Here is an 11,928-nt window from a genome sequence, read left to right as displayed (position 1 = left end):
GGGGTAGGGTTCGCGAGGGGCAGGGCGGGGAGAGCGGCGAAGAGAATCATCTGTCTGTGCATATCGTAACTGTGGCAGAGGCCGCGCCACTAGGCCAAGTGTTTCAACCCAGCCTCTTGCAGTTAAACTTGCGGGCGCAAGCGGCGGCGCGATTACCTTTGCCCTGACCGCCTTTGCCCTGGCGGCTTTCCCTGGGTCATCTTTGACCCCGCAGCCCCATGCGGGCAAGCTCTGCACCAGAGGGGCGCCTCGCGCAGCCCACTGCAGCCCACTACCGCAGCCCATTGTCGCCCGTTATGGAGAGATTCTGATGACCATTGTCGACCTTTTAGAAGTTACCGCTCTGCTGGCGGCGATAGGCTATCTTGGCTTTACAGCCCGGGCGCCATCTGTGCTGCGCAGTGTGTTGAAAACCGCGTCGGTGGCCCTGCTGGCACTGGCGGCGGGCATAGCTGGCGCTCCGTTTTGGCTGGTGGCGGCGCTGGGGCTTTGTGCCCTGGGGGAATATTTCCTGTCGCGGCAGGGGGAGACGTCCTTTATGGCCGGGGTGGGCGCCTTTGCCGCCGGACATCTCGCCTATGTGCTGCTGTTTCTGAGGCAGGAGAGCCGTGATCTCAGCCGGATCTGGGAAATTGCCGGCCTGGGGCTTACCCTTGGTTTTATCGCGCTGGGCATTGTTATGGTGCGGGTTCTGGCCCCCAGAGCCGGAGAGCTGAAGATCCCGGTCATGGGCTATATCCCGATCATCCTTGGCATGGGGCTGGCAGCACTTAGTCTGACAGCAGAGGCGCTGTTCTGGGTCTTGCCAGCCGCGCTGGCCTTTGTGGCCTCGGATGTGGTTTTGGCCTTTGAAACCTTTGTGTTGCGCGAGGATCACTGGCTGCGGCGCTATACGCCCTATGTGGTCTGGCCGCTCTATTGGGGGGCACAGGCCGGGTTTTATCTGTCTTTTTCCTAGATGCGGGGCCGCATCCGCTTTGCAACCCGGTGCAATCCGCATTAGGTGAAGGGGAAACCCTTTTGCGGAGGCCCTGATGGCGTTTTTCTCAAAGCTCAAGGAGCGCTTGTTCAAATCCTCGTCAAAGCTGGACGAGGGGCTGGACGCCATTGTCGATGAGGGCGCAGAGGCACATGCCCCAGAGGCACATGCCCCAGACGTTGAGGCCCCAGACGTGCAGGCCGCAGCACGGCCTGAAGCAGCGCCTGCTGCAGCTGAACCGCAGCAGGTTGCTCCGGCGCAGCCCACCAGTGGCGTGGCGACACAAGAGTCAGCAAAAGCAAAACCTGCGGGCATTCTGGGGCGTCTTGTCGGGCGTGGAGCAGGCCGCGCAGAACAGCGCCGGGTTCTTGATGATGATATGCTGGAGCAGCTGGAAGAGCTGCTGATTGCTGCCGACATGGGCGTGGACACCGCCCTGCGCGTCACCGCCAATATGGCCGAAGGCCGCATGGGCAAAAAACTCTCTGCCCGTGAGATCAAGGAATTGCTGGCAGCTGAAATCGCCCGGGTGATGGAACAGGTGGCCAAGCCGATGCCGATCTATGCCCACCGGCCGCAGGTGGTGCTGGTGGTTGGGGTCAATGGCTCTGGCAAGACCACCACCATTGGCAAATTGGCCAGTCAGTTCAAGGCCTCGGGAAAAAAGGTGGTGATTGCCGCAGGCGACACCTTTCGCGCCGCGGCTGTGGAGCAGCTTCAGGTCTGGGGCGACCGTGCTGGCGTGCCGGTTCTGACCGCGCCCGAGGGCTCGGACCCGGCAAGCCTGGCCTATGATGCCATGACACGGGCGCAGGATGAGGGCGCAGATTTGTTGATGATCGACACCGCCGGGCGTTTGCAGAACCGGGCGGACCTGATGGAAGAGCTGGCCAAGATCATTCGCGTCATTCGCAAAAAGGATGAGACCGCGCCGCATAACACCTTGCTGGTGCTGGATGCCACCACCGGCCAAAATGCCCTGCGTCAGGTCGAGACCTTTGAGAAACTGGCGGATGTCTCGGGGCTGGTGATGACCAAACTGGACGGCACAGCCAAGGGCGGCGTACTGGTGGCGCTGGCGGATAAGTTTGGCCTGCCGATCCATGCCATCGGGGTGGGAGAGCAGATCGACGATCTGGCGCCGTTTGATCCCGAGGAATTTGCCGCTGCCCTGACCGGGCTGGAGCAGTCGTGATCATAGCCCCTTCGGGCGGTCTCCTGTCCCAACCAAAGGGTCTTTCATGAGCGACTGGCTGATCTCCCTGGAGGGCACCGAGGCTGGCCATCAGGTGGCACTCTGGCTGGCCTTGATGGCGGCGTTTTTGCATGCGGTCTTTGGCGCGCTGCAAAAGGGCAAGCACGACCCCTGGCTGTCGCGCGGGGCTATTGATGCCTCTTACGGGTTGATGGCGGCGCCACTGGCGCTGTTTGTGGTGCCCTGGCCGGAGCCGCATATGTGGCCGATCTTTGCGGTCGTCTGGGTCATTCATGTGGCCTATAAGGTATTGCAGGCATTGGCCTATACCAAGGGCAGCTACACGGTTGTCTACCCGGTGGTGCGCGGCACCGGGCCGTTGTTTACGGTGATTGGCTCTTACTATCTGTTTGGCGAGACCTTTTCCGTTGTGCAATGGGCGGGCGTTGGGGTGTTGCTGGCTGGGATCTTTGGTCTGGCTGCCTATAATTACCGCTATCTGGAAACCCACCGCGAGCCCCTGGGGCTGGCGATGTTTCTCGCTCTTGTGACGGGGCTGTTTGTGGCGCTTTACACCACCTATGACGCCTATGGCATTCGCGCCACCGCCGATCCGTTTACATTTTTGGCCTGGTTTTTCATGATCGATGGTCTGGCGATGCCGCCCTATGCCTACTATCGCTGGCGCCGCATGGCGCAGCGCCCGGCCCTGGCTCCGCTGGCCATCAAGGGCGTGTTTGGCGGCCTGGTGGCCTTTGCCTCGTATGGCGCGGTGATGCTGGCGACCCGGCTGGACAAGGTCGGCGAGGCGGCGGTGCTGCGGGAGACCTCAACCGTGTTTGCCGCCCTGATCGGCTGGCTGGTGCTGAAAGAAACCGTAGGCCCCCGTCGCATTGCCTTGATGGCTTTGATCGCGCTGGGCGCCGTGATAGTGGAGATGGGCGGCTGAAATCGTCGCGCGTGCCCGCGGGGCACAGATAGCCTACAGACAGTGAACAGACAGCTACAGGAGAGCCTATGACCGGCGAAAAGAATACGGCCAAGAAGATCAATCCAACGCTTAAAATGGTGCTGGAGTTTGGCCCTGTCGTGTTGTTTTTCATCGGCTATCTGAAACTGCGTGACGAGGTGTTTTTGATCGCGGGGCATGAGTACAAGGGATTTATCGTCGTCACGGCCGCCTTCATCCCGCTGATGGTTCTGGCCACGCTGGCGCTGTGGAAACTGACCGGGCATCTGTCGCGGATGCAGGTGGCGACGCTGATCCTGGTGGTCTTTATGGGCGGGCTGTCGGTCTGGCTCAATGATGAGCGGTTTTTCAAGATGAAACCGACGCTGATCTATCTGCTGTTTGGGGGCGCCCTTGGGGTTGGTCTGCTGCGCGGGCAAAGCTATCTGAAGCTGGTGATGGAAGAGCTGATGCCGCTGGATCAGGAAGGCTGGATGATCCTGACCCGCCGTATCTGTCTGTTTTTCCTCACGCTTGCAGTGGCGAACGAGGTGATCTGGCGCAGCCAAAGCACGGATGTTTGGGTCTATTTCAAGACTTTCGGCCTGCCGGTTTCGATGTTTGCCTTCTTTATGTTTCAGGGCAAGGTGTTCCAAAAGCACGGCATCTCTGAAGACGAGGCCTGATGCTGAAGAGGCCTGCTTTTGAAGGGGCCTGATGCTGACCCTGTCCTGTTTCCCCTATGTCGGGGGGCAGGGCAGGCAGAGCGGTCGCCGCGCCGCGCGGCCCGGTCAGGCCATTGTGCGCCAAAGAATGCCGCGGAGCGCCACATGCCTTGGAAGGAGAGCATGAGCTCAAAAGCCTGCGCGCAGCGGGGCGAGGCTAAGTCTCGGTTGGTCAACCCAGAAACGAGTTTTATTTGACAGGGGCAAGCCTCTCACTGAAGATGCATTCCTAAGGCCCAGTCTTCCCCAGCCAGGATGTGACCGTGAACGATATTTTGAGCGACCAGCGCGAACGTCAAAACAGGCTCATCCAAAGCTCTTTGAATATTCTGCTCGGGGCACTCATTATTGGCTTCTTTATGCAGATCTCCAGGGCTGTACAATTCGGGACGACCACGATCTTTGTGGTGCAAACTGCCTGGATGTTTCTTGCGACGTTGTCACTGCTGTTGCGCAGGTTTCTGCCTGTATGGCTGGTGGGGTCTGTCTGTTTTTCCTTCTTAATCGCCACCGGGCTGATCGGGGTTTACCGCTATGGGATGATGGCCCCGGCCCTTACGCTATTGGCTGTTTTGCCTGGCATCGCCGGCATTGTGTGGGGGGCGCGTGCTGCGGTGGCGGTGCTTACCCTTGTTATGTTGGGCTTGGCCACGCTTGTCGCGATGAACCTGCGCGGTGTGATTGAGCCGGTTGTCTCAGCGGCGGAATATGCTGCAGACAGTACGAACTGGATTATTTTGTTGATCGGCATGGCACTGTCCGCCTCTTGGGTGGCCGTCGTCGGAGCCTTCTATCACTATCTGTGGGATTCAACCTTTCAGGCCCTGACCACAGAGTCGGCCAGACGGATCAAAAGCGACGCGGGGCGCGATCAGGCAGAGGCCTGGTGGCGGACAATGGCGCAGAATATCTCCGGGGTTGCTGTTTGAATATGTCAGATATCCCGATGGCACGCACAAAGTCCTGAGGATGAGCGATGGAAGCCGGGCCTTCTGGGGGGTTGAGCCGGAGGAGATTGAACAGGACATTGATGCGCTTTTTGATCGCTTAGGTCACAGTGCGCGGGCTGAAATTGAAGCGAAAATCCCAGATTCCATCAAGAATAAGACCACTATCAACATGCGGCTCGCGACCACGACAAAATCCGGGCTCGCAAAATGGGTGCAGCTCAGTGCGCGCCCACGAGACTATGAAAACGGGGCGACCCTGTGGCATTGTCTGATGTTGGATGTGTCCCGTGAAGTCTATGCTGAAGAAGACACAAAGGTTAAGGCAGAGCTTTTGCAACAGTCGGAACGCCAGAAAAGCATTGGGCAGCTCACAGGCGGTGTCGCACATGATTTCAACAATCTGCTGGCCGTCATTCTGGGCAGTCTTGAATTGCTGCACAGTGAGGTCACCGATGATGAGAAACTTGCTCATGTTGACAATGCGATTTCCGCAACACTGCAGGGCGCTGAGCTGACCCGCAATATGCTTGCCTATTCGCGTCAGGCGCCGCTTGAGCCGCAGGTTCTGGATCTGAACAATCTGGTGCGAAATTCCAAAAACTGGTTCTCGGGGGCGATCCCCGCCAATATTGAAATTGAGACCTCCTTTTTGGCAAACCTGTGGAAAATCAAGGCGGATGAAGGCTCAACTGTTGGGGCCTTGCTGAACCTTGTGGTGAATGCCCGCGATGCCCTGCCGGAGGGGGGGAAGATTACTATTGAGACCTCGAATGTTCGGATCGAAGAAGACTATATAGATGAACGTGGAGAAAGCATCGAGCCGGGGCGCTATGTGCTTTTGGCCTTTAGTGACACAGGCGTTGGTATTGATGCTGAAACGCAGGAACGCATTTTTGAGCCCTTCTTCACAACCAAAGAGCCAGGCGCGGGCACCGGTCTCGGACTGGCGATGATCATTGGGTTTATGAAACAATCCGAGGGTACGGTTCGCGTCTACTCTGAACCCGGTACCGGAACCACGTTCAAGCTGTATTTCCCGGCCTTTACCGGCACAGAAGAGCAGACACGGGTTATCCACCAGCAGGATGTCGAGCTCTCGGGGACAAAGGGCGCCAGAATTCTGCTGGTTGAAGATGAAGCAATGCTGCTGGAAAATCTTTGCACGGTTTTGACCAAAGAGGGCTATCTGGTCCAAACGGCGTCAACGGGAGATGAGGCCGCACGTATTTTTGATGCAGATCAGTCGTTTGATCTGATTGTGACGGATATTGTCATGCCGGGTAAGCTGCAGGGAACCACATTGTCGCGTAGGGTGCGGGAGATCCGCGAGGATATTCCCTTTGTCTTTATGTCTGGCTACGCACGCGAGGCCGCAGTGCATGGCAACGGTCTGCGACCGGAAGATATCCGGCTGATGAAGCCGATACGGCGATCAGATCTGATCAAGGCGATCGAGACGGCGCTGAGAAACCATCGCAAAGACTGATTTTGCGATCCCTGTTGCCTTACCGATGCCGCCTTACTGATGTCGCCAGACCGATGGCGGAGATTGGCTCTCGCCACGTGCCGTCGATATTGGGTCCGGTTAGGGTGGTCTGGCAGAGCTGTTGAAACAGGGATTGGCAAAAGGAAATTACCGGCGCACGTGTTGCATTGACCTCTCGCTCCTGACCGGACGCAATCCAGATGCGTGTCGCAGAAAAACCCTCAACCAGTGCGACTGGCACAACCGCTTTGCTAATCATTTAAAGCCCGATAATTAGTTTGTGACCAATCCTGCGAGCATGGAGACCCAGATGAGTCTGACCCAAATCGTCGATTTACGCAGCTTCCCGATTGCTGATCCGAAGTTCCGTGCTGCCTGCAAAAAAGAGTTTGACGACAACGGCGTGTTCGTCATGCCGGGCTTTGTTCTGCCTGAAGCCATCACATCCATCAGAGATGAGGGAGAAGCCAGCCGCAGCAAGGTTTACGCAAAAACAGAGCGGCACAGTGTTTACCTGAGCAAGCCCGACCCCGCCTATCCCAGCACTCACGCCCGAAACCGGCTTGTCACATCCTCCAAGGGCTGCATCACCGACGATCTGATGCCACAGGAGTCAGCGCTGCGTGAACTCTATGATGACCCGTCTTTTAAGAGCTTCCTGTGTGATGTGTTGGGCGAAGAGCAGCTGCACCCATATGCCGACCCGCTCTCGTCGATCAATCTGCACTTTCACGAGACGGGACAAGAGCTTGGCTGGCACTTTGACAACTCGTCTTTCGCCATCACACTCATGGTGCAAGCCCCTGAGGCGGGTGGTCAGTTCGAATATGTCACGGCTGTGCGCGATGCGGATAGCGGAGAGATGGGCTTTGGCGCTGTTGATGATATTCTTGATGGCAAGACCCCGGTGCAATCGCTGAAAGCGCAGGCCGGCACCTTGGTTTTCTCCCGCGGTCGTAACTCTATCCCCGTGTCGCGCCGAATGCGGGCCGCCGGACACGGATGCTGGCTGTTCTGGCGTATAATGCTGAGCCGGGCATCTCCCTTTCAGAATCCGCAAGGCAGACGTTCTACGGCCGCCTCACCTGATGGCGCGCATAAAACGAAACAAATGGCGTCCCCCTGCCTCAACCCGGCCCCAATCCGCATCCAGCACTGAGCCCGCTGTCCTGACCTCGCTGCCCTGAGGTCCTGTCAGCAGAGGATCGCGTTCAGAGAGCGGCCGGCGTCGGTCTCTCCGATTCGATTTCGGGATCGGGCCGAATTATGTTCCGACACCGCAAGCATAAGCCTTAGCTGGATTTTTGAGCTCTGGGAGCCATGCTACTCGGGCCTGTCTGAGACCTGCGGGCGCGTGTCGTTGCTTTTGCGGCCTTTGCATGCTGGCGTCGGCTGTCGCGCTGCGAGGAAGCTGCCGGCATACTGGCTATGTGGGTTCTCCCTTGCGTCTGAGAATAATTTGGGCCTTATAGGCATAAGGTGCGTGCAACAGCTTTTGCTCTGCAATCGTTCCCATGATGGCCCTTTGAAAGGCTATGCCCTGAGATCCAAGGCATGCCCCGAGGCGGACCATCAAAGCGGAAGGGTCGTAAAAGCAGCGAAATTGCGGTGAAACGGACTTGGCTTATCTGGGGTGAGATGCCCCTGTAATATGGTAGGTCATTGATTTGTAAGAGGCTTGTCCTCTTAAGTGGTCGATTTGTAACCGGATTTTGTGATCTTTAAGTTACTGAAAAATAATATAAAAAATAATTCCTGCAAAGAAGGCATACTGTGAGGCATACCTTGGCCTTCCTATTGCCTAGCTGATTTTCCGTTTCAGCTCTTTTCTTGCCTGTAGGGTGCAAGCGTCAATGTACTGGGCAAGGTCGGTGATGTGGACGCATTTGGTAGCCTTCTGACCAGACCCAAGCCGTGTAAGGGGGAGGGGGATCTCTCCGCTGTCCACCTTTTTGAGGAACACTTCACGGTTCATGCCCCCAAAATAGTCTTGGCGGACTTCGTCGGCAGAAACCACTGGCTTCCCCTCATACTTCGCAGTCAAAAGCCAAAGAGTGTTCATCGGAAATACCCCTTCTTAGTTCTATCCATTTTCTCATTTACTTCATGGGTATCGAGGTGGATGTGTTTCACTTTTTCGTTCATGGTTGGGTTCCGTCTAAGGGGTAGGGGGTGCAGTGGTGATGCGGGGTTATCTCGGGTTTGGTCATGCCGCCCGGCTCCTGGTTGGCTGCGTGATCCCCCCACTGGCTGGCCATTGCACGAGCGATCCCAGGAAAGGTCTTGCTGCGGATCTGCCAGCGCAGTTCACCGGGTGGGGCGCGATGGATCGCTGACCAGCGCTTATGCTCTTCTGTGCCCTTCTCGGGTGGAGTCAGCTTGTTGGTCGGGGTGAGGTTGGGCAGGCCGCGCAGGTAAAGCCCTGTGGACTTGAATGCGGGTTCCCCAAACCAGTGGGGCTGCACATGTTGCGCTGCGGGTTCAAAGTTCACGATCCGCTGTTTTGCGTGTTTGTGCATGACGGGGTTCTCCACCGCCACGCGCTGAATTGGGGCGTTCCAGCAGGCAGAAAACAGATCTGCGCCCTGGTCGAGATCCGCCCACATTTCGTCCAGTGTGCGACCCTTGGGTGGTTTGTGCAGCCAGCGCACTCCGCTGTTGCAGAGGCGGGTGCAGGGAGGATGCATCACGGCCAGCAGATCCCAGCCCATATCCAGAACGTCACCTACGTCGCATTGCATGTGACGGTTGCTGCGGTCCTGCGCGGGCAGCAGATCGCAAGACCATGCCTCGTGTCCCCGATCCAGAAAAGCGCGCCGTACCTCGCCGCTGGTTTCGCATCCGATAAGAACTTTCAAGGTCTTCATGATGCCGCTGCCGGTGCGCGTTCGGTGAACCAAGCTGTTGACTGACAGCCGGTCTCGGTTTGGCGGGTGGAGCGCTTGAGGCAGTGCATTTGATTGTGACGGTTGGCGACCTGAACAAATCGGGCGCTGCATTCTGCCTGTGTTTTACGGCTGATCAGCACCATGATGACCTCGCCCAGGTCGCCATTCAGGGCCAGTTGCATGTGGTCTAGGGTCATCGTGTCCTCCTGGTTTCCGTTGCTGCCCCGCTGATCGGTGGGGGGGCAGGAAGAGAGATCAGTTTTTGCCTTTGGTGCGGCGCTGTCTGCGGATGCATCGGTCCATGATTGTTTTGCGTTCTCCTATGAGGGCTGAGAGGGCGCGTTGCTTGCGTTGAATGCGGCGGTGGAGCTTTGCCAGCCTTTCCAGTTCCTCGGGGTTCGGGTGGTGGGTCCAGGGCGCGCCTAGCTCGAATGGAGCTTCTTTTGGCTCCTGTTCCATCAGGTCTTGTACAGCCGCTGCCACTGCACTGATCGCGATATCTGAAAGGTCTTTCACGGGGTTTCCCGGCTACTGGCGCGGGGCGGGCAGGCGACCAGACCACACTTCAAAATCGGTATGCATAGCCTGGAAATTCCTGAACGCGGTCGGATCTGTTGCCAGTTGTCTGCGGCTGGTGATGCCGCAGACATTGCGCAGATGCTCTGTCGCGGCGGATGGTTGGAATGTTTCACCGGGGAAGCCATTGCGGGGGGCTGCGTAGCGCTGAAAGGCCACATCATTCGCCAGCATTGCGGCGCGCTTTGGTGCTTTGTCTGCTGTAATGGGATGATCCAAGGTGGTGCCTCCTGTTGGCGTATAGCGGGGCGCGGCGGGTGATTGTGAGTGGTGGGCTAGTGTTGCCGCGCCCCCGTGCAGCGCTCACGCTGCGGGTGTTGGTCAAGGGCCGGGGCAGGGCCGGTGCCGTTGTAGGGGCAGTCTGGGCGTCCATCTGTGGCGCGGCGCGCAATGCTGGCCTGTGCCGCGCGGGCCCATTGTTGGATCGCCTCATCGCAGCAGTCACCTGTGCGCAAGATGCCGAAAAGGTCAGCCTGCCAAACGTCCTCTTCTGGCAGGAATGCGTCTGTGTCGGGCTGGCGTGTGATGCCACCCAGAGTGCGAAACAGAACAACGCGGCCAAATGGGGTGCCGCGTTGAAGCAGGTCCTGCGCGGCGTTGTAGGTTTTCTGGCTGTCGGCCTGCATCACAGATCCCCCGCAATGGGCGCGCGGACTGGGCGGGAGGGAAAAACCCTGCGGGATCTCGTTCTGGCGGTCTGGATGGCGAGGGTGGTTTCCTGGCGATGCTGCATCCGCGTGAGACCGTTGTTGATCACCACAAAGGCCAGACCTTTGGGGGCGATAATCGGGATGTTGTGCAGGCGGTAAATGGATTGGGCCAAGATCTGGGCGCGCGGCTGGAACGTCTGGAGGCCCATGCCCGCGAAACCAATATCAACACCGGAAAATCAGCGCATATCCAGACTGACTGGCATCGCAATGGATCACTAGAGGTCAAAACAGCATGAGCTTCAAAATGATTGAGCCGGAAGAGATCAGCGCCGCAAAGCTGGTTTCTTCCACTGTCCTGGAAGACGACCACCCGGAGTGGGACGCAGGCGCGGATTATGCTGCTGAAAGTCTGATCATTGTCAAAGGCGATACGCATTCGATCTTTAAAGCGTCGGCAGCGTCGGGACCGGGGAATGGCGGGGCTGTTGATCCGGTGACGGACACAGAAAAAGTGGGTTGGGTGGTCCAAACGTCTACAAACCGTTGGAAGGCCTTTGATAACTACATTGGAGATCCAACAGTGCAGCCGGAGGCGGCTGAGTGGGTCATTCAGGCTGATGGCATGGTGGACAGCGTGGCGCTGTTTGGCGTCTCAGCGGCGACGGTTTCAATCGTCGTGACGGACAGCGATGTGGGCGAGGTCTACAATCAGACCCATATTCTGCAGGACGAAACGGGTGTTGTGGATGCCTACAGCTATTTCTTCAGTCCTATCATCCGAATTGAAACTCTGGTGGTGACGGATATCCCGCCGTTCTTCGCCCCTACAGTCACAATCACGGTGTCACAGCCCGGTGGTGCGGTCGAGGTGGGGCAGATTGTCATTGGCCGCAAAGAGGTCATTGGCGACGCTCTCGATCAGGTTCCGCTAGGCCTCACAGACTTCTCCCGCAAAGAGCGCGACGACTTCGGGCGGTACGCGGTGCAAGAGCGCGACTCTGCGGATTTGATGACAGTGGCCTTTTCCTTCCAGACCTCCGCAGCGGCCTACCTGCGCAGCCGCCTGAAAAGCAGGCGCGCCAAGTTGACCGTGTTCGCGGCTGACAGCCGGTTCCGGCAAAACGACTACGCTGTTTATGGCTTTTTTCAAAACTTCCAGCCCATCGCCCGTTACGCGGATACGTCCGAGGGCTCCATCGAATTGGAGAGTATCGTATGACAACGCCCACAGTCACGCCGCCGCCAGAAGCGCCCAACCGGCTAGCTTCCGGCTTTTCTGCTGCCTTCGGTCCCTTTCTGGCCTGGATCGTTGTATTCGCCGGAGAGATCACAGCGGCCATTGCGTGGATTGGGGAACGCTCTGCGGCGACCGAGGCAGCAGCGGGCGGAGCTGCGGCTGACGCATGGGTTAGCGGCGGGGATTACAGCGCCGGTCAATCCTTTTACTCGCCTGTAGACTTCCAGTCATACCGGGCCAAGACGGATCACAGCGGTGTTTTGCTGGACCCAAGCCAGGACGCCACAAAC

At 58.0% G+C, this 11,928-nt stretch carries 16 protein-coding genes; 10 read left to right on the top strand and 6 right to left on the bottom strand.

From position 1 onward, the window contains the following. Positions 1 to 310: 310 nt before the first annotated feature. The 7 genes from B4968_RS08060 (at position 311) to B4968_RS08030 (ending at position 7,443) form a co-directional block, all read left to right on the top strand. The gene (locus B4968_RS08060) at positions 311 to 958 is read left to right on the top strand and encodes a lysoplasmalogenase family protein (protein ID WP_083098100.1); all 648 of its coding nucleotides are present in this window, start codon (positions 311 to 313) and stop codon (positions 956 to 958) included. A gap of 76 nt (positions 959 to 1,034) precedes the next feature. Continuing rightward, positions 1,035 to 2,174: a signal recognition particle-docking protein FtsY gene (gene ftsY / locus B4968_RS08055; protein WP_083098098.1), complete on the top strand. Its 1,140-nt coding sequence runs from the start codon at positions 1,035 to 1,037 to the stop codon at positions 2,172 to 2,174. A gap of 46 nt (positions 2,175 to 2,220) precedes the next feature. Further along, positions 2,221 to 3,123 (top strand): EamA family transporter, encoded by a 903-nt coding sequence (locus B4968_RS08050; protein WP_083098097.1) that lies wholly within the window; start codon positions 2,221 to 2,223, stop codon positions 3,121 to 3,123. Positions 3,124 to 3,191: 68 nt separating this feature from the next. After that, positions 3,192 to 3,809: an inner membrane-spanning protein YciB gene (locus B4968_RS08045; RefSeq protein WP_083098095.1), complete on the top strand. Its 618-nt coding sequence runs from the start codon at positions 3,192 to 3,194 to the stop codon at positions 3,807 to 3,809. Positions 3,810 to 4,111: 302 nt separating this feature from the next. Beyond that, positions 4,112 to 4,777, top strand: coding sequence for a hypothetical protein (locus B4968_RS08040; RefSeq protein WP_139792652.1), 666 nt, complete (start codon positions 4,112 to 4,114; stop codon positions 4,775 to 4,777). A 40-nt stretch (positions 4,778 to 4,817) separates the two neighbouring features. Next, the gene (locus tag B4968_RS08035; RefSeq protein ID WP_139792650.1) at positions 4,818 to 6,284 is read left to right on the top strand and encodes an ATP-binding protein; all 1,467 of its coding nucleotides are present in this window, start codon (positions 4,818 to 4,820) and stop codon (positions 6,282 to 6,284) included. 310 nt (positions 6,285 to 6,594) lie between these two features. Then, the gene (locus tag B4968_RS08030; RefSeq protein ID WP_241525634.1) at positions 6,595 to 7,443 is read left to right on the top strand and encodes a HalD/BesD family halogenase; all 849 of its coding nucleotides are present in this window, start codon (positions 6,595 to 6,597) and stop codon (positions 7,441 to 7,443) included. 642 nt (positions 7,444 to 8,085) lie between these two features. On the opposite strand, the gene B4968_RS26105 is transcribed toward B4968_RS08030, so the two are convergent. The 6 genes from B4968_RS26105 to B4968_RS08000 all read right to left on the bottom strand — a co-directional run bounded on the left by B4968_RS26105 (position 8,086) and on the right by B4968_RS08000 (position 10,374). After that, positions 8,086 to 8,346 carry a pyocin activator PrtN family protein gene (locus B4968_RS26105; protein ID WP_083098088.1) on the bottom strand — a complete coding sequence of 87 codons (261 nt, stop codon included), beginning with the start codon at positions 8,344 to 8,346 and terminating at the stop codon, positions 8,086 to 8,088. 79 nt (positions 8,347 to 8,425) lie between these two features. After that, positions 8,426 to 9,151 (bottom strand): hypothetical protein, encoded by a 726-nt coding sequence (locus B4968_RS08020; RefSeq protein WP_420916494.1) that lies wholly within the window; start codon positions 9,149 to 9,151, stop codon positions 8,426 to 8,428. Next, entirely contained in the window at positions 9,148 to 9,369 is a 222-nt protein-coding gene (locus B4968_RS08015; RefSeq protein WP_139792648.1) for a hypothetical protein, read from the bottom strand. Before B4968_RS08015 ends, B4968_RS08020 begins: the two co-directional genes overlap by 4 nt. A gap of 58 nt (positions 9,370 to 9,427) precedes the next feature. After that, complete coding sequence (locus B4968_RS08010) at positions 9,428 to 9,688, bottom strand: hypothetical protein (RefSeq protein WP_083098084.1); 261 nt, start codon at positions 9,686 to 9,688, stop codon at positions 9,428 to 9,430. A gap of 12 nt (positions 9,689 to 9,700) precedes the next feature. After that, positions 9,701 to 9,967: a hypothetical protein gene (locus B4968_RS08005; RefSeq protein ID WP_241525633.1), complete on the bottom strand. Its 267-nt coding sequence runs from the start codon at positions 9,965 to 9,967 to the stop codon at positions 9,701 to 9,703. Between the two features lie 56 nt (positions 9,968 to 10,023). Continuing rightward, a complete protein-coding gene (locus tag B4968_RS08000; RefSeq protein ID WP_083098081.1) occupies positions 10,024 to 10,374 on the bottom strand; it encodes a hypothetical protein in 351 nt (116 codons plus the stop codon). A gap of 98 nt (positions 10,375 to 10,472) precedes the next feature. Between B4968_RS08000 and B4968_RS07995 the strand changes: the two genes are divergently transcribed. From B4968_RS07995 to B4968_RS07985, 3 genes are all read left to right on the top strand, one after another. Next, a complete protein-coding gene (locus B4968_RS07995; RefSeq protein WP_083098079.1) occupies positions 10,473 to 10,697 on the top strand; it encodes a hypothetical protein in 225 nt (74 codons plus the stop codon). Continuing rightward, positions 10,694 to 11,620 (top strand): hypothetical protein, encoded by a 927-nt coding sequence (locus B4968_RS07990; RefSeq protein ID WP_083098077.1) that lies wholly within the window; start codon positions 10,694 to 10,696, stop codon positions 11,618 to 11,620. Before B4968_RS07995 ends, B4968_RS07990 begins: the two co-directional genes overlap by 4 nt. After that, a partial coding sequence (locus B4968_RS07985; protein ID WP_139792647.1) for a hypothetical protein occupies positions 11,617 to 11,928 on the top strand: 312 nt, incomplete at its 3' end. The genes B4968_RS07990 and B4968_RS07985, both read left to right, overlap by 4 nt.

The sequence above is a fragment of the Pseudophaeobacter leonis genome (assembly GCF_002087335.1).
GTDB lineage: Bacteria > Pseudomonadota > Alphaproteobacteria > Rhodobacterales > Rhodobacteraceae > Pseudophaeobacter > Pseudophaeobacter leonis.
Note: the sequence above shows the minus strand (reverse complement) of the source record. Positions and strands in the feature narration are given on the sequence as shown.

Coding starts and splice junctions, on each gene's coding strand:
- B4968_RS08060 (WP_083098100.1), top strand. CDS start 311: ATGACCATTGTCGACCTTTTAGAAGTTACCGCTCTGCTGGCGGCGATA.
- ftsY (WP_083098098.1), top strand. CDS start 1,035: ATGGCGTTTTTCTCAAAGCTCAAGGAGCGCTTGTTCAAATCCTCGTCA.
- B4968_RS08050 (WP_083098097.1), top strand. CDS start 2,221: ATGAGCGACTGGCTGATCTCCCTGGAGGGCACCGAGGCTGGCCATCAG.
- B4968_RS08045 (WP_083098095.1), top strand. CDS start 3,192: ATGACCGGCGAAAAGAATACGGCCAAGAAGATCAATCCAACGCTTAAA.
- B4968_RS08035 (WP_139792650.1), top strand. CDS start 4,818: ATGAGCGATGGAAGCCGGGCCTTCTGGGGGGTTGAGCCGGAGGAGATT.
- B4968_RS08030 (WP_241525634.1), top strand. CDS start 6,595: ATGAGTCTGACCCAAATCGTCGATTTACGCAGCTTCCCGATTGCTGAT.
- B4968_RS26105 (WP_083098088.1), bottom strand. CDS start 8,346: ATGAACACTCTTTGGCTTTTGACTGCGAAGTATGAGGGGAAGCCAGTG.
- B4968_RS08020 (WP_420916494.1), bottom strand. CDS start 9,151: ATGAAGACCTTGAAAGTTCTTATCGGATGCGAAACCAGCGGCGAGGTA.
- B4968_RS08015 (WP_139792648.1), bottom strand. CDS start 9,369: ATGACCCTAGACCACATGCAACTGGCCCTGAATGGCGACCTGGGCGAG.
- B4968_RS08000 (WP_083098081.1), bottom strand. CDS start 10,374: ATGCAGGCCGACAGCCAGAAAACCTACAACGCCGCGCAGGACCTGCTT.
- B4968_RS07995 (WP_083098079.1), top strand. CDS start 10,473: ATGCTGCATCCGCGTGAGACCGTTGTTGATCACCACAAAGGCCAGACC.
- B4968_RS07990 (WP_083098077.1), top strand. CDS start 10,694: ATGAGCTTCAAAATGATTGAGCCGGAAGAGATCAGCGCCGCAAAGCTG.